2 protein-coding genes are annotated in these 23,390 nt (G+C 55.9%); both read right to left on the bottom strand.

The window, feature by feature from the left end; all coding sequences use genetic code 11:
* Positions 1 to 270: 270 nt before the first annotated feature.
* On the bottom strand, positions 271 to 22,824 hold the full coding sequence (locus EH31_RS17565; protein ID WP_034960517.1) for a tandem-95 repeat protein: 22,554 nt from the start codon (positions 22,822 to 22,824) through the stop codon (positions 271 to 273).
* The gene (locus EH31_RS11250) at positions 22,821 to 23,387 is read right to left on the bottom strand and encodes a hypothetical protein (RefSeq protein ID WP_206742029.1); all 567 of its coding nucleotides are present in this window, start codon (positions 23,385 to 23,387) and stop codon (positions 22,821 to 22,823) included. Before EH31_RS11250 ends, EH31_RS17565 begins: the two co-directional genes overlap by 4 nt.
* Between the last annotated feature and the right edge of the window lie 3 nt (positions 23,388 to 23,390).

The following is a 23,390-nucleotide window of genomic DNA, read 5'->3' on the forward strand; positions in this document are numbered from 1 at the left end:
AAGGTGTAGGAAAGAACAAAAAGAGATCAAATTGCGTTGTGCGCAATCAGGAAGACGAGTACAGATACACTCGGATCGTTTGGGACGCGAAAAATTTCCCACAGCGCTCAATCGGAGCGAAAGGGAGGCCAGAATACAGAAAATGGGAAATCGCAAGCCTCCGGAAAACTAGGAGCAATTTGTACCGCTAAGGCAGGTCCCTTATGAGACCTGTACTAGCGACATAATCAACACCCAACCTGAATTCACCGAGCTGATCGGCTCACCTACTCACGCATAGAAATACATATGGTCAGGCGTATCAGTTCGCAATCGATCTGTTTCCGCAGCTTCGTTTACACCAAAAGCGTTCATCTCCTGCCGGATCATCATCAGCCTGCGCGCCAGCTCGGCTTCGGAGTTTGCTGGTCCCTTGCTGTCATTAGCATGGGTCACAGCATCCTCTGGGATAGAGGCAATGCCATCTTGCGTGATGGAAGGATGGTCTGCTGCCCATCGCTGCTCGATCACACTGTCAAAGAAGCGCTGTTGAGCATGAAGTTCACCACCCGCAGGATCAAACATTAAGCGCTCATGAGGAAGAGCTTGAGTGGACTGAGCGCCCACTGTTCCAAAAAGACCAAACCGCTCGCGTTCCCGCGGGATATCGAAGCTTCGTTGAGGCTGCGCGAACCGATCGAAGAGATCGGAGTTGGTGCCACCCAGATCGCCGCGCAGCGAAGCGAACACCTCATCAATCGATGGGAACTCTTCTCGCAGCTGGGGTCCAGAAGCGGAGCGGAAGAACAGATCAGAGGAGAACTCCAAACCTGCAAACCCAATCGACGCCAGATCGAATGCAGAGCTTCGTGCGGGGCTACCTTCTGCCGGACGATAGGCCAGCGACACATCCGCTGCCGTGCTGGTGGTGCCATTGCTGCGGGTAAAGCTGGTGGTTGCTGTAACTGCGTTGCGGTCAAGTTTAACGCGATCATCAAGGCCCGTCGCAGCCAAGGAGATGGAGACGATGCCCGCTTCTTCTAGTGTTCTCAACTCGCCGCTGTCGGTGCGGCCATTGCCATTGCGATCCTGCCATACGCGAAGCTCGCCAAAGCGCGCATCGCTTGCGTCGACCACACCGTCACGGTTGCTATCCATAGTGGCAAGGCCTTGCAGCCCGGTACGCGCTTCCTCATTTTCAGAGGCTAGGGTCAGTTCGGATGCCTCAGTGATCAGCCCGTCATTGTTTCGGTCGATCACTAGGAAGCCATCGTCGCCTGAGAGCCATCCCGTCCGATCGCTGCGCCCATCGCCTGCATAGTCAAAGCGAGCATTTGAGCGCTTCATCCGCACCATCTCAACACCATCGCCGTCAAGATCGAGTACCACAGGCGCAAAGCGGCCATAGTCGCCCTCCTTAGTGGTGATCACCGTATTCGCGCCCAGCTGTCCTGCAAGGCTGCTGACGTCTGAGCGACGACGTTTGCGGTCCACCGCAGCAACGCCGCCTGAGATGTGGATACGGTACTTCTTCGCCTTACGGTCGAAGGCGTAGCTGGTCGTATCAAGCTCTGGCAGGTTGCCCGCAGCTGAGAAATAGGTGAGCGCCGCATCGGCAAACTCGCGGGTCTGACCGTTGATCAGCGTAAAGCTGCCGGTGTTGGCAACAGCGACTTCGCCAAACTCAATTGCGCCCTCAACCGGGGTTCCATCAAGATTGATCGAAGCGATGCCCACTTCGCGCAATGTGGCGGTTTCGCCTTCGTCAACTGCGCCGTCACCATCGGCATCGTTCCAGACACCGAAGTCTGCAAAGCGATCATCGTCGCTGTTCAGGATACCATCGCCGTTGCTGTCGAAGGCGGCAAGGCCTTCTAGGTCAGTGGCGGCGTTTTCAACATCATCGATAAAGCTGATTTCTTGAGCGCCAGAGACCGTTCCATTGCCATCCCGGTCAAGGAACAGGAACGCATCATTGCCACCGATCCAACTGGTATTATCCGCAAGGCCATCACCATCGAGATCAAACAGCGCATCGCTCTCAGCCGCACTAACCGTCTGAACGCCGTCGCCAGCCAAATCGAGAATGATGGGCGAAGCGATATTGAGCGTCACCCCATCCTTAAACTCAAGCTGCTCGATTGAAATCAGCGTATCAACGCCGTCATCGCCATCAACCGCAGTGTTGAGATCAACGGTCTGAGTAACGTTGAAGAAACCGCCCGATGTAAAGATTTGATAGTCGGCCCGGTCACCCAGCAGATGCGCTGTATCAAAGCCAAACCCGCCGTAAAGCGCATCATCGCCCTGGCCACCATAAAGGTCGTCATTGCCCCACAGGCCAAAGATGCGGTCATTGCCATCACCGCCTGCCAGCTCATCGCTGGCAAAGCCACCAAAGATACGGTCATTGCCGCCCGCACCAAAGATACGGTTGCGGCCAAAAAGCGATCCGAACAGGAAGTTGTTGTTGTCGTTCCCTTGGCGGAATCCATCGAACGCATCCGATGGGTCGATGTCTATGGTGACAGTGGCCGTTGATGTGAACTCGCCATCGGTCACCGTGTAGGTGAAGGTCGCCTCACCCACATAGACTGCATCAGGAATGTAGATGATATTGCCATCTGTATCGACGCTCACTTCGCCAATGCTAGCATCCTGAACGCTGACCAATGTGAGCGCATCGCCTTGCGCATCCACATCGTTCTCGAACAACGTGTTCGGATCGATGGCAAGTGTGCGATTGGCAGTGGTGACGAAGACGCCATCATCTTCAGCGACCGGAGCGGTATTGCCTCCGATAACGGTGAGGACAAAGCTGTCGCTGACGCTCGCCTGACCGTCTGAGGCGGTGACGGTGATCGCATAATCACCCGTTTCGGCAGGCACGCTGTCCGAAGCAAGGATACCGCCGGTAAAGGTGAGCCAGCTTGGGAGGCCTGAGCCATCCGAGAGGCCTGCGTTGAAGGTCAGTGCATCGCCATCCACATCGGCAAAGACGCCGTTTGTGAAGTCGATTGTGAGCGCATCGCCCACATTGGCTTCCACGTCCGGGGTGGCCTGGACGAGTGTCGGCGCGTCATTCACTGGGTCAATCGTGAGCGTGAATGTGTCGGAAACACTAAATTCGCCATCGCTTGCGGTGACTGTCAGGTCAGACGCACCGTTGAAGTCCTGCGGCGGGGTGCCAGTGAAGGTCGCGCCATCGAAGGTCAGCCAATTTGGCAGCGGGGCGCCATCCGAGAGGGTTGCGCTCAGTGTCAGAGCATCGCCATCCACGTCAGCAAAGGTATCGGCGGGGAGAGCGAGCGAAATCGCTGCATCCTCATCCGAAGACACATCGGCCAGTGCTTGCGTCAGAACCGGTGCATCGTTGACCGGATCTACGGTGAGCGTGAAGGCAGCGTCTGCTGTCAGCTCGCCATCGCTAGCAGTGACGGTCAAGTCCAACGCACCGTTGAAGTCTTGCGGGGGCGTGCCAGTGAAGGTCGCGCCGTCAAAGGCGAGCCAATCGGGAAGGTCGCTGCCGTCCGCAAGCCTCGCTGTGATGGTGAGCGCAGGGCCATCTACATCCGCAAAAGTTTCGGCGGGCACAGCAACGCTGATTGCTGTGTCTTCTGCGAAGGACACATCGGGCAGCGCCTGAACCAAGGTCGGCGCATCGTTCACTGGATCGATTGTCAAAGTGAAGGTGTCAGAGGCGCTGAGCGCGCCGTCCGATGCAGTCACCGTTAGATCGAAAGCTCCATTGAAGTCTTGCGGCGGCGTGCCGGTGAAGGCGTTGCCATCGAAGCTCAGCCAATCGGGTAGCGGGCTGCCGTCAGACAGGGTCGCCGTCAGCGTTAGAGCATCGCCGTCAATATCGACAAAGGTGTTCGCCGGAAGCGCGATGGAGATCGCAGTGTCCTCAGGTGCAAACGCATTGGCGATGCCTTGGAGGAGCTCTGGCGCATCATTCACTGAGGCGATTTGCAGGGTGAAGTTGTCGGAAACCGAGAACTCGCCATCGGACGCAGTGACAGTGAGGCCGACAAGGCCGAAGAAGTTTTCAGGCGGTGTGCCTGTGAATTCCACGCCGTCAAAGCTGATCCAATCGGGAAGCTCGCTTCCGTCGGACAAGGTCGCCGTGAGCGTCAGCGCATCGCCATCCACATCGGCGAAGGTCTCTGCCGGGATCGCAAAGGCGAAGCTCGTGTCTTCAGCGGTGTTTGCATCCCCGATATCCTGCACGAGGATAGGCGCATCATTCACCGGATCGATGGTGAGCGTGAAGCTGTCGCTTACCGACAATTCGCCATCGCTTGCGGTGACCGTGAGGCCGAGCGAACCGTTGAAGTCCTGAGGCGGGGTGCCGGTGAAGGCAGTCCCGTCAAAGCTGAGCCACGCGGGCAGCTCGCTGCCATCGCTTAGCGTTGCGGTGAGAGCCAGAGCATCGCCTTCCACATCGGTGAACGTATCAGTCGGCACGTCAATGTTGATCGAGGCGTCCTCTTGGGAAGTCACATCGCTCAGCGCCTGGACCAGAACCGGTGCATCATTCACAGGATCGATGCTGAGGGTGAAGGTGTCCTCAGCCGTAAACTCGCCATCGCTCGCCGTAACGGTTAGCTCCAGATTGCCGTTGAAATCCTGCGGCGGTGTACCTTCGAAGGTCTCGCCATCGAAGGTCAGCCAATCGGGCAGAGCGCTGCCATCGGAAAGCGTGGCGGTGAGCGTCAAAGCATCACCATCGACGTCCACAAAAGCATCGGCAGGCAGAGCAACGCTGACGCTCGCGTCCTCATCGCTCCAGACATCAGGCAACATCTGTACCAGCATCGGCGCATCATTCACCGGATCGATGGTGAGCGCGAAGGTGTCGCTTGCAGAGAACTCGCCATCGCTTGCGGACACGGTGATATTGAGCGTGCCGTTGAAGTGCTGCGGCGGCGTGCCTGTGAGGTTGACGCCGTCGAACATCAGCCAATCGGGCAGCGGTGAGCCGTCCTCAAGGGTGGCTGAGAAGGCCAGCGGGCTGCTGTCGACGTCTGAGAAATTGCCGGTTTCAATTGCAAAACTGAAGGCTGTGTCCTCGGTAGAAGTGAGGTCAGTAAGCTCGGCATCCAACACCGGCGCATCGTTAACCGCCGCCACAAAGACGCTGACCTGCGCAGTCGATTCAACCGTGCCATCAGAGACAGTGTATTCAAACCGGATCTGACCGCTTTCATTGGCTGGCGGGGTGAGCGTGATCGTGCCGTCATCCTCGATAACCGCGCTCGCGCCCTCGGTGATCGCTGTGACCGAAGTGATGGTGATTGTGTCGCCATCTGGGTCGATATCGTTTGCAAGGAAGGCAGACGGCGCAAGGTTAAGCGCCACGTCTTCATCGCTCGCAAAGCTATCACCAGTGACACGCGCGGCATCGTTTACCGGCGTCACTTCGATAGTGACCGTGCCCGTGACTGGATTAGTATCGCCGTCGGTGACGAGATACTCAAAGGTCGCCGTGCCGAAGAAATCGGGGTTTGGCGTGAAGGTGACCACGCCATCCACAAGCGAAACCGCACCGCCCAAGGCATTCTCAACCGCCACCAATGTGAGTTCGGTTGAGTCCACATCAGTGTCATTGCCGATAAGGTCGGCTGCGACGAGCTCCAGCGGTGTGTCTTCCGCGATGGTGAAGCTGTCCGCGACCGTTTCGGGCGCATCGGCGATATCGCTGATCTCAACCGTGACCGTCGCGAAATCTTCAGAGATCGCACCTTTGTCATCGCGCGCACGGTAACGCACGGTGATGGTGCCGTTGTAGTTCAGCGGAGGGGTTAGCAGCAGATTGCCGCCATCAAGCTCGATGGTACCAATATCGGTTTCAAACTCGGCGAACTCGAGCACATCGCCTTCAGGATCGCTGTCATTGCCAAAGACGTCGGCTGCGCGGATGACAAAGACCTTGTCTTCATCGCCGATAAACGGCCCTTCATCATCGACCACCACAGGCGCATCGTTGATCGGGGAGACTTCGATGGAAGCGGTGGCTTCGTCCTCAAACTCGCCATCGCTTACCCAATATTTAAACGAGGCAGGCCCGTTGTAATCAGGTGCGGGCGTGAAGACGATGTTGCCATCATCATCAAAGGCAACGCTTCCCTGCTCTGGGAACTCATCGAGACGCGAGACGAACAATGTGTCGCCGTTCGGGTCTGTGTCGTTGGCGAGAAGCTCGGCCTGCGTGATCACCAGCGGCGTATCTTCAAGGCCATCGAAGGTCTCGCCGCGAGCAACTGGCGGATCGTTGGCCGGAAGCACGGTCACATTAACCGACGCAGTGCCCACAAGGCCTGTGCCCTCCTCAACCACGGAATAGCTGAAGCTCGCTGAGCCTTCGAAGTCGGCATCGGGCGTAAAGCGGATGAACTGCGCGCCGTCGATAATCTCAAGCGCGGCCGTGCCGTTTACGCCTTCGCCAATGCCGGCAAAGGAGAAGTTATCACCTTCAAGGTCAAAGTCATTGGCGAGAAGCGAAGCTGCTGAAATAAGGACGTCCATGCCCGAGCGCACGCTTGCGTTGTCGCTTTGCGGACGGGGCGCATCGTTCACAGGCAGCACCTCAACAGTGACTGTTGCGAAGTCAAAGCCGCCATTGCCATCTGACAAGCGGTAACGGAAGGCCGCAGCGCCATTGTAATCTGCATCGGGGCGGAAGGTGACAAAACCAGCGGCCTCAATCGTGGCGGTTCCATTGCCGCCATCAACCTCTTCAAAGCCATTGATGGTGAGGGTGTCGCCATCAATGTCGCTATCATTGGCAAGCAGCCATGCGAACGGGATCGAAACCGAGCCGTCTTCGTCGACCACATAACCGCCGTCATCATCAACAGCGACGGGCGCATCATTGACGGGGCGCACGTTGACTTCAACCACAGCCGAGGACACGCGGCCAGTGCCATCAGTCATCCGGTATCGGAAGAATGCATCACCGTTGAAGTTCTCTTCGCCCAAGAAGGTGATGGTGTCATCGTCGTTGAGCGTTACTGAGCCACCAGAAATCGCCTCGACTGAGACAACACTCAAGACCGCATTATCGGTCGCAATATCGTTCACCAGCAAGTCAGATGCAGCAAAGGTGAAGGCAACGTCTTCATCCACGAGGCGCACGATGTCGCTCTCTGCCTGCAAACGTCCTGCGCCTGCACTCGCATCGATAGTGGCACGGTCCCAGACGGTGCCATCGCCAAAGACCAGCGTTTCGATGCCGGTGCCATCGCCGATGAAGTGGTCGGTGATCCGCACCATGTCAGAGCCGATGCCCTCGGCTTGCTCAAGCTCGACAATGAGATCGTCGCCATCGGCATAAACGCTCACCGCATCAGGGGCGAAGTCACCCACGATCTCAAGGACATCGCTGTCGGTGAGAGCGGTGCCTTCGTTGATGATGTCAGAGCCGCTGCCGCGCGCAAGGATATAGCGATCAGAACCGCCGCCGCCTGAAAGCGTGTCATCGCCAAGCGATCCGTCAAGGAGGTTGTCACTGCCATCGCCAGTGATATCATCGCTAAAACGCGAGCCGCGAACGTTTTCGAAATTGCTGACGGTATCGCCAGCTGCATCACCTGCTGAACCGGTGCCAGCGCCAAGGTCAATCGCGATGCCGCCTACGCTATCGCTGTAGTCGAGCGTGTCGACGCCATCGCCACCGTCAAGTTCGTCTGCGCCGCCAAGGCCTGCGATTACATTGTCTTCAGCGTCACCTGTGATGGTGTCGTCGTGAGCCGAGCCGATGATGTTCTCAACATTGGTGATCTGATCACCTTCGGCATCGCCGCCGCTTGCTGTGCCAGCGCCAAGATCGATGGTGATGCCCGTTTCAGAGAGCCAATAGCGCGCCGTATCGACGCCCTCGCCGCCATCGATAATATCGCCATCGCGGCCGCCTTCGATGAGGTCATCGCCGCCGCCTGCAAGGATAGTGTCAGCGCCGCGACCGCCATTCAGGAAGTTGGCTTCATCATCGCCGGTGAGGCTGTCGGCGCCCACAGTGCCGATGAGGTTTTCGATGGAGACAAGTGTGTCGCCAGCAGCATCCCCGCCGCTGGCTGTGCCCGCCGCAAGGTCAATGACAACAGGATCGAGCGAGTCTGAGTAGTCCGCCGTATCGCTGCCCTCACCGCCATCGATGCTGTCCGCGCCTTCCGCGCCAACAATCGAGTCATCGCCTTCGCCACCGGAAAGCTCATCGTCGCCATCGCGCCCGTCGATGAAGTCATTGCCCGCACCACCAGCGATGGTGTTGAATTCATCGGTGCCGAACAATTGGTCTGAGCCTTGCCCGCCGATGAGGCCCTCGATGGAAATCAGCTCATCGCCCTGCGCAAAGCCGCCTTGGCCGATGCGCGAGTTGATATCGACGCGCAGAGCCACCTCGGAATCGCTGAAGTCGGCTATGTCAAAGCCTTCGCCGCCATCCAAGAGATCCGCGCCATCGCCGCCGCGAAGGATGTCATCGCCCTCGCGCCCGAAGAGATCATCGACGCCGCCAAACCCGACAAGTGTCTCTCCTTCAGCCGAACCAATCAGCAAATCGCGAAGCTCGCTGCCCTCAATGATCAGATCGCGGTTGTCGCGCACGGTGGTGGCAACATCGGCAGTATCGGTAAGGCCCGTCTCATCCGAAAGCGTATAGCCAAGCGTCAGATCGCCTGAGAACGCCGGGTCGATTTCGATAACGATGAACTCATCGCCATAGATCGAAGCTGTGCCTTCAGTGCTGGTGAGCGTATCAAGGATTTCGAGATTGTCCGAACCAAACCGGTTCACAAACCCGCCATTGGGGAGCCAGGCCGATTGGTCGATGTCAAAATCATTCGCGGTCAAGTCAGAGATACGAATGACGACAGGGCGACCAAGGCCGCTCTCGATATCCTCATCATCATCCGCCGTTGGAGCGTCATCCACAGGCGTGAAGTCCACATCAATGCGGCCTTCATCGGTGAAGACGCCGTCACTAATGGTGTAAAGGAGCGTACCACTGGCCGGCAGATCAGCGATGGGCTCAATCACAAGATCGCCGTCATCGTTGAAGTAGAAATCAGCAAATTCGTCAGCTGACGCTCCCAGGCTTCTCACCTGAACAAGCTCAATCGCATCGCCATTGGGGTCAAAGTCGTTGGCGAGAAGCTGCTCGCGCGTGATGATCAGAGGCTGATCTTCAACACCGGTAGCCACATAATCGACAGCAACCGGCGCAACATTCCCGGTAGGCCGGAAATAGACGCTTACATTGCCATCATCGACAAGCCCCTCAGGGTCAGAGATGACATAGCGGAAGTTCGCAAAGCCCCAGTAGTTTTCGTCCGGCGTAAAGTAGATCAGGCCGTCATCGCGCAGCTCAACATCGCCATTGACGCCGCCGGTAACGGTCTCGATCGAAATGGCATCGCCTTCGATATCGAAGTCATTGGCGAGTATCGTAGCAGGGTCGATAACCAGCACCTGATCCTGGTTCGTGATAAGACCTGACACGCTGCCAATTCCAAATGGTCGATCATCACGGGTAACCGGAGCGTCATTAATGGGGTTGACGGTGATAGAGACCGTTTGGCTTGTGACACCTCCTTGACCATCATCGACAACATAAGTGAAGCCAGCCTCTCCGAAGAAATTACGGTCAGGGGTAAACAGGATTGTGTTGTTCTCAAACAGCTCAACATCACCGCCAATCGCGCTGCGCACGGCTGAGATCACAACGGGGGTGCCATCAGGATCGAAATCGTTATCAGTCAGCAATTCGCCCGAGATAAAGAGCGGATTATCTTCATCGATAACAAAGCTATCGGCCTGCGTCACAGGCACATCATTGACCGGGTCTACCACAAGGCTTGCCGTTGCGCTCGCAGTGCCGCCAGCGCCGTCATCAATGAAGTATGTGAAAGAAGCTGAGCCAAAGAAATCACCAATCGGCGAGATCAGCACAGAGCCATCGTCATTGAGGATAGCATCGACATTACCATCGCCTGACACGCCGGCAATCGTGAGCGTATCGCCGTCAATATCGCTATCATTGTCGAGCACTGCCTGAACCTGATCGCGGTTGATCGTGATCGGCACGCCTTCGTCAGTGGTGAAGCCAGTGGCGTCGTTTCGCGCAATGGGCGCATCATTGACGGGGAGCACATCAATTGTGACGTTCGCTTCATCACGGCCACCATCGGGCGTGTTGGCGACGTAAACGAAGCTCGCCTCGCCGTTGAATTCAGCAAACGGGGTGAAGGTTATGTCGCCGCTGCTCGATAGCGAGACGGTGCCGCCAACCGCATCTTTGACTTGGCTCACTTCAAACCGGTCGCCGTCGACGTCATTGGCAAGAAGATCGCGGTCACGGATGATCAGGGTTTCGTCTTCATTGACGCTGATGCCGCTATCGTCATTGGCAATCGCCTCAGGGCGAACGCGGACTGTGACGCTTGCCTCGGTGACGCCCTGGCGGCCATCCGTGACGAGATAAGCGACAGACGCAAAGCCAGTGAATTCAGGGTCAGAGGTGAACTCAATTGTCCCGTCAGGCAGAAACGTGGCGCTGCCACCGACAACTTCGCCCACACTTTGGATCGCAAGCGGATCGCCGTCTGCGTCAAAATCATTGCCAAGGAGGCTCTCGCTGTCGATTGCCAGCACTGTGCCCTGCACAACATCCTGGAAGCCGTCTGGATTAACGATAGGCGCATTGTTGCCAACCAGCGCCTCGATTGTGGCGAAATCCCAAACCACGCCATCCTCGGCAAACTCAATCGTCTCAATCCGATCCTCGCCTTCGGAAATCAGATTGATGATAGTGAGGCTGTCCGCTGGCGCACCGATGAAGTTCAGCGCAACGCCGGTTGATGCGTAGAACAGGCGAGACAAACGCACATCAGTTGACGCATAGCCCTCGATGATAATGCGGTCGTTCCCGCCGCCATTGTCCTCGATCAGGTCGTTTCCATCGCCTGCGCGGTAGATATAAGTATCGTCTCCAAACAGACCGAAGAGCGCATCTTCTCCCGCTCCGCCAGCAAGCGTGTCATTGCCGGAAAAGCCGTAGATTTGAGCAGCACTTGGCGTGTTGAAGCCTGCAATAAGATCAGCGCGGAGTTCATCAGGCGTGATGGTTGTGCCATCTGAGAACTCGATGAGATCAACACCTTCTTCGCCATCAGCGAGCGCCCCAGCAAGAATAGCAGTGTCGCCCGATGAGAAGGTGATAATGAGATCATCGCCAGCAGGCGGACTCCTGAACAGATCGGTGATATCAGCCGCGCTAAAGTCAGCGAAGATGATCCGGTCTGCGGTTCCGCCTGTATCAACAATGCGATCAATCCCATCACCAAGGTTGAAGCGATAGATGTCGTCGCCAAGGCCACCTGCGAGAACATCATTGCCCGCGCCGCCCGTGAGTTCATCGGCAAGGTCGGTCCCGATGATCGTATCGCCATCATCAGAGGCGAGATCAGAGATAGCTCGGCTCACCAGATCCGCTTGAGTGAGCGTTTCACCGCTATCGACAAAGGTGATGCTCTCAACCGCAGTAGCCGCTTCGAGACCGCCAATAATAAGAATGGAACTGCCATTGCCGAAGTCGAGCAAGAGATCGTCATTGCCTGCTTCGAACCGGCGGGTTGTCAGGTCGACGCTGGTGAGGCCGGAAATCTGGATAGAATCCACCCCTGAGGCATCGCGCACGATGTCACGGCCGTCGCCTGCCGCGTATATATAGGCGTCATCATCGCTGCCACCTTGCAGCAGGTCATTGCCAGTTCCGCCAGTGATCGTGTCATTACCCGAGCCGCCGTCGACCCGGTCATTGCCTGCATCACCGCGCAAGATGTCATCGCCGCCATTACCGAAGATTCGGTCATTGCCAGCTGCGCCCGCCAGAGTTTCGCCTGTGCTCAGCCCCTGGTAAACATCGTCGCCGGGCGTTCCCAAGGTCGCAAATGCGACCATGTCGTCGTGGGTAATCTCAGTGCCGTCTGCAAAACGTACGATCTCAACCTGATTGGCCGCGTTCGACAGAGCATTCTGGATAGTGAGCCGATCATCGCTTCCCACAAGTCGCAATTGCAGATCAGATGTACCGCTGCGCACAACGATGAGATTGCGCGGGCCTATGTCAGCCGCCAGCTCGATTACATCAACGCCGCCGCTATCGAGAATTGTGTCCTGACCACCACCCCGGCGCCAAATATAGGTATCGTTCTCGCTGCCGCCCTCAAGCCGGTCGTCACCTAGACCACCATCAAGAATATCATCGTCGGCCCCACCGCGAAGCGTGTCGTTGCCAAATCCGCCAATGATCGTGTCATTGCCCGCATCCCCTGCAAGCGTATCATCCCGGTCACCGCCATCGATGCTGTCATCGCCAGCAAGGCCAGAAACGGTGTTGGAACGATCATCACCGACAAATGTGTCATCACCATCAGTAAGGTCGAAGTCTCCGTCGCCTACGGTTGTGAAGTAAGCAAGCGAGGCGATCTCGTCATAGGTCTGGCTTGAGCCATCAGCGAACTCGAACGTCTCAATCCTGCGCGCCTCATCGGTGATCGCGCCAGACACAATGATCCGCTCACCTTCAACGCCGACATAAACGATTAGGTCGCTTGGTGTGGCCTCAACCCTAAGGTCAGCCTGTGTGATCCCAGCGCCGAACTGGACCACATCAGTGCCATCGCTATCGATGATGGTATTGCGGCCATCGCCAATGTTGAAAATGTAAGTCTCATCGCCCGAGGCATCGATCAGCGTATCAAGACCCCCGCCACCAATCAGCGTATCATTGCCCTCACCGCCATCAATGGTGTCGTTATCGTGCCCCCCATCAAGCGTATCATCGCCCCCAAGGCCTGAGATCGTGTCGTCGCCGTCCGAACCCGAAAGAGTGTCTGAAGTCTCGCTTCCGGTTAGCTCCTGGCCCTGGCCGGAATTGTCGACCAAAGCGATAACTTCATCGAAGGTCAGAGTTGTGCCATCCGCGAAGGTATAAAACTGGATGACCGTCTCGAACCTGCCGGTTGTCGTTGGCCCAACGCCGTTTGCGATTCTGATACGGTCTGAGCTTCCATCAATATCAATGATGAGAGTTCGTCCAGAGCTGGAGAAGCGCAGCATCGATGGATCAATTCCAGGTCCGAATTGCAGCGTGTCATTGCCGGGTACATTGGCATTGCTCAGGTTGTTGCGCTCATCTTTGATGAGGTCCTGACCGTCACCCAGATTAAAAATGTAAGTGTCATTTTGGCTGCCACCCTCGAGCCGGTCATTGCCCTTGCCACCGATCAGCGTGTCAGCGCCAATATTGCCGTCAATAAAATCGTCGCCGAGGCCTCCATCGATTACCGACCCAAACACCTCGTCTCGTATTGTGTCGTCACCGTCGGTCGATGCCACAAGCACATCGGCTACATCGCTGTAAGGCACCGTCGTGCCATCAGCGAATGTGAAAAACTGTATGGTGGTCTCAAATCGACCCGTGGGGTTTCGGAAGCCTCCAACAATTGTAAGCCTGTCGCCAGTGCCAACTATATCGATGATTATATCAGAACCAGAGGTCGAGAAACTGAGCATGGAAAAGTCGATGCCATCACCGAACTCGATGGTATCGTCGCCCGGCGTGTTCCGATTTTGGAGGTTAGTTCGCGCATCTCTGATACGATCCTGACCATCGCCCAGATTAAAGACATAGGTATCTGGCTGACTGCCTCCAAAGAGCGAATCATTGCCAGTACCGCCAATAATGCGGTCCGAGCCAAGATTGGCATTGATCGTGTCATTGCCCGCACCGCCCTGAAGAACATCGGAAGAGGTGGAGCCGTTGATTGTGTCGTCACCATCGGTGAATGCAAACGGGCCACCGGGATTGAGGAAATCGTCGATGTCGCTGCGTGAGATGACGTTTCCATCGCTGAATGCGATCTGCTCAACGCCGAGGGTATTGCTGCCAGATTGACCGCGCAGGATGATGCGATCTTCTTCCCCAGCAAATGTAATCAGAACATCGGTGCTGCCTTCATAAAGCAATTCGAAGGTCAGTTCCTCAGGCGCATAGCCTTCTATTCGCAGGGTATCAGTGCCTGTACCTTGATCGATGATAACATCGTTTCCATCGCCTCTTCGGAAGACGAACGTGTCGCCATTCGCTTGGCCGATGAGGATGTCATCGCCCCTACCACCAGCAAAGGTCGCGGCGGGCGCATTGGCATCTTCAAACCCTTGAATGAGATCATTGCCATCGCTTGCAACCGCTTCGATCAGCCTTGCGCGAATGTCATCGTTCGATAGGACCACGCCGTCAGCAAATTCGAACTCTTCAATGGCACTGGAGTTCGCAAAAGCGCTTCGGATAATCGTTTCGCCGTCGAGCCCTTCAAAGCTGATCGCAATATCGCCAGTGCCGGGATTGATACGGCGAATAGAGACCGCATCCGAGCGTCCAACGGTAAAGCGCACACGGTCGAGCCCTCCTGTATCTGAGATGATATCAAGACCCGGATTCTCTCCAACGACATAAAAGTCATCGCCGGTCAGCCCCAGAAGTTCGTCATTCCCAGCTCCTCCTTCAAGCCTGTCGGCGCGGTTTGCAAAGCCTGTGATGATATCATCATTGACTGTCGCCTGCCCTGCCAAAACAAAGCTGCGGACGTCTTCGAATTCAAATTCAAAACCATCGGCAAGAACAATGGTCTCAATTGCGCTTGCTGGATCAAGACCGCCGCGAATAAGCAGGCTATCCTCCAGCCCATCAAATCGGATGAGAAGGCCTTCATCCACTTGAGAGAAGCGCAGCATATCGGCAGAAATGCCTTCGCCCAGTTCAATGCGGTCAACGCCGGCGCTATCTTCAATTGCATCAAGACCATCGCCAATACCGAAGCGATAGGTGTCATTGCCAGCCTTGCCGACAAGCAGATCGTTTCCAAGCCCGCCCGCAATCACTTCATCGGAGTTATCGAAACCAATGAGCAGATCATCTGCATCGGTTCCGCGAACGATAGCCGCCCGGATTTCAGCTTGCCCCCAAACAGTGCCATCGAAGAAGTCAAACTCTTCGATTTGCCGATTGCCTAGGCCATCGACGATGGTGAGCTGTTCGCCTGAGCTTGGGATTGTGACGATAAGATCGAGGCCATCGGCCCGGAAGACAACATCCTCAGGGCTTACCAATCGCCCAAAGACAACCCGGTCTACAGCGCCAGAATCCGATTCTGAGTCCAGTTTCTCTGTGATCGTGTCGAAACCATATTCGACACCGAAGAGATAGGTATCGCTGAGAGATCCACCATTCAGCTGGTCATCGCCCTGACGCCCATCAAGGATATTGGGCCTGTCATCGATCGCATCAAGGATATTGTCGCCGCGCGTACCGCCAGCGATCTGCAACTGTTCTTCGACGTCTTCGATTGTGAGCGAGTTGCCGTCGGCAAATACAAAGTTCTCCACGCCCGAAAGGACCGAGCCAAACTGGTCGAGCACGCGCAGAGTGTCGGTAAAGCCCTCGATTGAGATGAAAAGGTCATTGCCCTCTTTGGTGAAGCGCACATCGGCAAACTGCACATTGGCGCCAAACTCAATCGTATCGGCAGCACGGTAAGCGCCCGCATCAATCCGGTCGTTGATAACGTCCTGACCATAGCCAATGTCGAAAATGTAGGTGTCGCCATCCGAAGAGCCGATCAGAATGTCATTACCGCCGCGGCCATCAATACGCTCGGCATAATGGGTGCCGATGAGCGTATCATCACCCGATGTGCCAATCAGGTCGATGTCATCTGCACCAAGATCCTCCCAGTCCACAGCAAGACCGTTGAAACGCAGTTCCTCAATGACAGTATCGCCAAGGCGGTCGTATTGCCCTTCAAGCGTTACGCTTTCACCAGTGGAGCGAAGGGTGAGGGTTAGGTCATTGGCCCGACGGCTGAACTCAACGTCGACAAGGTCAATGCCTCGCAGATCGAGGCGGTCAAATCCTCGGGGTAGAAGCGGGTGATTGCTCCCACCTGAATCAAACACGGTGTCATGACCATAACCTTCACGGAAGATATATGTGTCGTTAAATAGCCCGCCTTCCAAGCGGTCATTGCCAGCCCCGCCATCTAGTGTGTCTGACCAATCAAAGCCGATGATCGTATCGTCGCCATCGGTCCGCTCAAGGGCGAGTACCTCGCGGCCCAAGCGATCCTGATCCCACACTGTGCCATCGCCGAATTGTATGAGATCAACATTGTCACGCCAGACAATGAAGAAGGCAAATGTCACCTCAAACTGGTTCTTCAAGGTGACGGTTTCACCGGTATCTTTGATCCGCAAAGAGATTGTGGGCGAGCCTGGTTCGCGCAGGATCTCAATGTCCGCCGCATTGATCCCCTGAAGTCGCAAGGTGTTGACGGTCTCTTCAACCCCAATCCCAACTTCAAAAGAGCGGTCTTGAATGACATCATCGTCATATCCACGCGCAAAGATGTAAGTATCTGCTCCGTCTTGGCCAACGAGCAAGTCATTGCCTGCTCCGCCATCGAGCGTTTCTGCTTCATCAAACGCCCAAATAGCATCTTCGCCATCGGTTCTTGCCTCGGCCACAACGCGGTCGCGGATCCCTTGTTCATCGAGAAAAGTGCCATCCTCAAAGGCGAGGATTTCGATCCGGTTGGGTTTGAGCGTGGTGATGAAGGCATCTTGTTGGAAGAATTGGCCTTCGATAGTGAGGATATCGCCGGTACGCATGCCGTCTTCGTCAAGCAGGTGAATGATGAGATCGTTTGAGGAGCCAATGCGCTCAAAACTCAAAAGATCGGCATCAATACCATCACCAAAGACGACCAAGTCCAACGCCTCACGGAATGGGTTAGTCTCGGCATCAATGATCCGGTCTTCGCCATAACCATAGTCGAAGATGTATAGATCACCATCCCCGCCACCGCGAAGGATATCATTGCCCGCCCCGCCGTCGAGAACGTCGATGGCATCGGTGCCAAAGACCACATCCGCGGTGTCGAGCGGATGGCTCGCCGCATAGGCCATATCAACGAGGTCCCACGCGGTCCCGTCGGCAAAGTTGATCTCAACGATCTCGGTGTTGTCTGAGTAGTCGCCACCAAGGAAGCTCGGCCACCGCCCTTCGAACTGGTTCTTGAGCGTTAGGATATTCTCGGTGCCAATCTCCTGGATGATGAGATCAGCGCCATCTTTGGTAACGAACACATCGTCCGGCGTAAGGTGCGCAAAGCGCAGGTAGTCCGAGGCACCAGGTTGGAGGATAGGCTCCACATCCTCGATCAACACTTCGCCGAAATCGCGCCCGATGATGTACACATCACTGCCAAGTCCGCCGCGCGCGCTTGCGGCGCCATCAGCGATATAGATCAAGTCATCGCCGCGTGTGCCCACCACGTCTTCGCTGCCGGTTTCGGCAATGAGTACGCGCTCTTCATTGATCGAAAGCGCTTCGGCGACTTGGAGGAAACTTGCATCGACTGGCGAGTTTTCGAAGCCCGCCACAATCATCTGCATGAGGAACGCTTGGCTGCGCGGGCCATTCCCGTTGCGCTTGAAGTCTGGGTAGACCGTTTGCAGCACGCGGTCCCAGTCGCGCAGATAATCGACCGTCTCATCCGCACCCGCTGGCGCGTCCGCAAGGATCGCAGTGAAGAGCGGGATCAACTCCCGGTTAGAGGTCGCCTGGAAGGTGTCAGAGGCAGCGTCATACTGGACGCCTTCGAAGTATTGGGCGAGTCCCCCTTGCGACGCAATCCGTACCGCCATCGCGCGGCCAATCGCGAGGTAGGATTCCGCCAGTGTCCCGGCAAATTCCTTGGTCTCATCAATATCGAAATCGTAAGAGAGCGTGTTGTCGGACGCACTTTGCGCCACGAACAGCTCAGGCCGGAAGGTCTCGCCGCCGCTTGCAAAAGCGTATTGGATCTCATCGAGCGACATGATCTCAACGCGCACAACGCTGTCATCGCTGTTGTCGGCATCGGGCAGGTTATCAAGATCAAGCTCAAAGCCGCGAAGGCCAAAGGAATTGGGGCCAAACCGCTCCTGGCTTTCAAGCGCTTGCTCAAACACGCTCGCCCAGACCGCGAAGAGCCCGTTGCCATCGTCAATCCAGATCGAATAATCGACCACCACGCCGTCGCGAATGTTGAAGGCCGCACGGTCAAACCCTGCATCGGGAATAGGATCGGCAAACTCCTCCATCCGCCACGCGGTGCCCTCGGCAGAGCCTTGCGCCATGATATCCTCAAGGCTCGCCCGCGCGATGACTGAACCGTCTGCGCTAAGCACATCATTGCCGCTCGCCAGCGTCCAGTACTCGCCCTGCCCATCGCTCTGGCGGATCGCGTAATCGAGCACGGTCGCAGCGCCGATCGTGCTGACGAGATAGGCGGTTTCAAGACGGTTTTCGGGTGTAAAGTCGCGCGAAGACGGAGTCCACCCCTGGATCGCCTGCCAAGTCGCACCGCCAGGCGTGGTTTGCGTCAGCACATCCTCAAACGACGCGCGCGCAATGACAGACCCATCTGCGCTAAGCACGTCAGCGCCGCTATTCAGCGTCCAGAAGCCGCCGCTCTCGTCTTCATTGTAGACCGCAAAATCAATGAGCGACCCATCCGTACCCACCAGCGCCGCGCCGAGCTCAAGCGAGTCAGCGTGACTGCGCGCCCAGGCCCCCAGCACACCGCGCGCCTGATCGCGCAGTACGTCCAGATCGGGCACAGTCATGCCGGCGGCCGTGTTCTCGATCAGCTGGGCAAGCTCAAGATCATTGCTCGCCGCAACAGCCAAGTCGGTGGTGATCCCATAGCCAAAGGCGTTTATCGGGAGGCCAGCTGTGCCTTCGGGCGCGTAGCTCGCCACACGGGCATCGCCTTGATACTGCGTATCGCTTGGATCGATCTCAAAGATGAGCTCACCAAGCCCGCCCGTGGTGCCATCAGAGCGCGCAAAGAAGCTCTCCGCGCGGATCGTCGTGCCATTGGCGGTGATGAGATTGGTCGGCTGAGCGTTCAGCGAAAAGGCAGTGATATCAAAGGCGGCAAGCGCATGAAGCTCGCCTGCATCGGTAATCCCGTTCTCATTGGCATCGCGCCAGATTTGTAAGTCGCCAAAGCCCACATCATTGGCATCGACGATATTGTCGCCAGTGGTGTCCCAATCGCTAAGCTCGGTAAAGCCAGAGAGGCCGGGGCCACCAAAAAGCTCAGACGCCGTGATATTCCCATCTCCATCCGCGTCATGGACCAAAAACCCGTCTTCGCCGCTGAGCCAGCCAGAGCGCTCGCCAAAGCCATCTTCGTCATTGTCCCAATAAACCGCGCCGAGCCCTTTTGAGACAAAGCCATCGCCGTTGAGATCGAGGACAAGGGGGTCGTCTTCGGGGCGCCAGAAGAGGCTCTTTGCAAAGCGGATACCGGCCCGCGCGAAGTCGCCTACATATTGGAAAAGAGCGAAAAGCAGGCTCGTTTCTTCGCCTGCCCCGAAGATCGAAAACTCGATCCCAAGATCGCCCGACTCCCAGTTTTGGACAACCTGAGCCACTTCGAGGATTTCATCCTCGGTCATGGCCGGATCAAGGTCGACGCCGCTAAAGGAGGATTCGACCAAAAGCTGGTTGGTCGAGGTCAATCCATAAGTGACCCACGGGATGAAGAAATCGCGCGCCACACCCTTTTCGAGGGAGCGGCCAAAATACTGCTCATTCGTGCCGCCGATGAGAGGGAGGCCAAAGAGCTGAAGCCGGTCATTTTTGCCAGCATCCATGATGAAAGAGCCAGCCGACCACCAGAAGATGTCGCGCTCACCGGCGACGGCACCTCGACCATCGCGGCCATCGCCGAAAAGCTGGCCCTTAAATGAGCCGTTGTAGAGAAGATCAGTCCCTTCTCCGCCGACGACAATCGCTGCCTCACCGCCCAGCACAAAAATGCGGTCATCGTCCGCGCCGCCATCAACAACCAATTGGAGGTCAGCGCCCGCTCGTGCCGCATCAGGATCAGGCTCTTCGCCATCATACTGCTTACCATTGGCAAGCGCCTCATCGCGCGCATCAGCCAATGCCTGCTGCTCGACATCGATATATTCATCCTCAAATACAAAACGCGGGCCATAATGGACGATTACATCTTCGCCTTCGCCGCCTGAGATTTTGCCATAGCCGGGATGATTGGGTGTGCCGAAGAAATCGGAGTCGAGGCCCAGGAGCGAGGTGATGTTACCGCCGAAATAAAGGTCGTCCTGATTGGAGAGAGTAACGTTTTCAGCGCCTCGGAAATGGAGCTCTGCTGCGGGAGTGAAAGCTGCCTTGAAGATTGCGCCGGTGGCTGTTGCGAGAAGTTCCGCGAGAACTTGAAAGCTGCCAAGAATAACTCTGTTATCGGGATTGTTGCCCCAATCCCTGATTGCGCCATTTGCGGTAAACACGCCTTCGCTGCGCTTAGCAAAGGAGATGGTATCATAATCTTCGCTTGTGACATCTCCCGTTTGCACATCGCCCAGATCGAGCACGATGGGAAGCTCAGACAAGGCATCGGTGACTTCGACCGTTTCTGCCCGCTCCGAAAGCTCGATAACGTCGATATTGACGAGGATGTCGCTGGAAGTCTTGCCGCTGTTTAAGTCTTTGACGGTCGCGCGAAGGGCATCTGTTTCGCCGAAAGTCGTCCGTTCGAGATTGACGAGTTCGACGCCTTTTTCAGCGAGACTTGTACCTATCCCGAGACCATCAGGTCCAAAATCTTCAGCAACGCTATAGCGGACGACATCTTCTGCAAATACGTCGAACTGATCTCCCAATTCTTCGGTTGATTCAAGGATCCCCGAGCTTGGACCATTAAGCCATGCAAGGAAATTCTCGCTTAGCCCTGCATTGACGCGCTGACCGAAAAAGAAGTCAGTTTCATTATCAAGGTCTGTAGCCGCACTCTCTGCAACGACATAATTGACGATTGTATCGTCGCCAGCCCCGCCAATAACAAGGTCACGGCCACTGAAAGTGTAGGCCGTATCATCCCCATTTTCGAGGATCAGGAAGTCATTTCCACTTGTGCCGAAGACCGTATCTTCGCCAGCAGCACCAATGTAGACGTCAACGTTGGAGTCATCGCCTGTAAGTGGCCCGCGATCATATGGCCGTTCATCGAGGCGAATTTCCCCACCTCCGTCTCGCAATTGGAAGTGCAATTTGTTGAAAATTTTGGCGGTTGAAGCGTCCCAAGCCTCTTGGGCCAGTCGGGCTAAGAACTCTTCATCAATAGCACCAGGAAGTCCAAATGCGGCCTCGACTAAGCCAGCTAGATCATCATCAATCTCATCCGACTGCGCAAAGAAAGCCTCACGGATATTCTGTTCACCGATAGGGTCGATACGATCAAATCCGCCTTGCTCGTTTTGCGGATAGGCCTCACTGTTCCCTTGCAACAGTACATCGCGCCAAAGTGTGTCAGAAAAATCTACCGCTAGGATCGTTTGTTCATCGTTTAAGTCGAGAACACCGTCGCGACCGTCGAGGATTTCGTCAAAGCCCCCTCCCTCAGAGAAGGCTATGACATCTTCTGCCTCAACGTCATAAAGCGCCAGAGCTCCCGCATATTGAACTGCAATGTTCGACAGCGCTTCTTTCAAGGGTACAGTTGGATCGAGGCTAAATAGCTTGAATTGATAGTCTACTGTCTGATCGAGAATACCAGTCGTTTGAACCGCAATTGCATCTGCAAGATCATTGGTGTCATCAAATAGTGAATTGACACCGGTGTTACCGAACGGTCGCGACGTATGGTCGCCCTCCTCGCCCAATGCCGAATAGGCGATCGCAGTTCGCATGGTACCGCTTCTATCTTGGCCTGAAAAGTCAAACGCAGAGGCACCCGATGCAAGACCAACATCTTCATCGAATAATGATGTTACGAGTAGGTCGGAAATCTGTTGCCATGCCTGGGGGTCTCTACCCTCTGAAGACACAAGCCCTTCGGAAAACAAACGCATCACAATCAGCGCGTCGTTGTGAAGTTGACCAACTTTGTTTCGGTCTGTCGTCGTTGCGCCAGTATTTACTGCAAACTCAAGATCACGCAGTTCAGCACCGGTAGGCACAATGCCTTGCGTTCGACGACGGGCAGCATCGAGATTGTTCGCTCCTATACCGCCAAAGGCGTCCGGGATGACAACTCCGCTGAATTCATCGGCCTGATTGCGGGACCATGACTGGGTGACATCGCCGTAGACGAGTTCGGCGAATGCTGGATCATAAGAGTAAGGTTCAAATGGGTTTGCATCCGTATTAGTTGGATCGAGTTTGAGAAAGGCGTTGTCGATTGCGTTGCCAAACTGCATGGGATCGACAAAAAAGCCAGGCCTGTTGTAAACCCCTGCAACAAGGCCGGCGAGGCCAGCACCAAGCGAGTGCCCAGTGAGAGTGATGTTAGCGGCGTTAAGACTGTCAGATTTGCCCAATGTGTCAGCAACAGCGCGATAGAACTCAATCGCAAGCGTTGCTTGAGGACCATCGGGAATTCCAAAAGCCACTCCGTAGCCGTTGACAACATCCCCGCCCTGCCCAAACGTGCCATCAAAGACGCTAGCTAAAGTGAGCTGTCCAGCAAAGTTATCGGAACCGCGATAGCTAACGACATGTTCACCATTCCAATTATAAGCTATTGCATAAAAGCCAGCCTCCTCCCAACCTGCGCTTACGGTGTCAGGCAGAGTCAGGATCTCTGCCTCGCCAATTGCCCCGGAGTCCGCCAAGCCGCTGACGCTAGGACCATACCCCCGATTATAAGAATCCATTGCGAGGATTGTGAGGAACAACTGGCGTTTCTGTTCATCAGTGAAATTCATTTTGCAATTTCTCGCTTGAAGTGTCGGTACGCCAGCCTTTGAGCCAGAGTGGGGTTAGTGGTTGATTTGAAATCGTTATCCAAACTATGGTCGGGCTTAATCCCGAGCTTTGCGAGCCGGTCCGCAAGCCGATCTGTTACCGGCTGATCGGTTGCCTCTATCGTCACGCGGCTTAGGCTTACGCCTTCACCAAAACTGGCCGCCAGATCATCGGGGTCGACGCGCTTCACACTCGTCGGATCACTTAGATCGTCAAACGTCACCAGCATGGGAGCCGGATAAGCTATCCGCGGATCGCTGGTCTTGGGTGCAGTCGGCCACAATTCGATCAGATCATCATCTATTTGCCGCATGATATGCCAAACATGCTGCCCACCATGATCGGAGCTCCCATCGGCGCCCGATAACAAAGCAAACAGCGTGCCCCCATTAGGCAAATCCAAAGCCACCGCTTCCCCGACAGCTTGGCCATAATCGCCGCCATTGGCCCTCTTTGAGAAGCGAACTTCGCGAACTGCTGAACCAGTCCGAAGACCTTCTGACGTCATAACCTCTACAGTCATTTT

The organism is Erythrobacter longus, from assembly GCF_000715015.1.
Classification (GTDB): Bacteria; Pseudomonadota; Alphaproteobacteria; order Sphingomonadales; family Sphingomonadaceae; genus Erythrobacter; species Erythrobacter longus.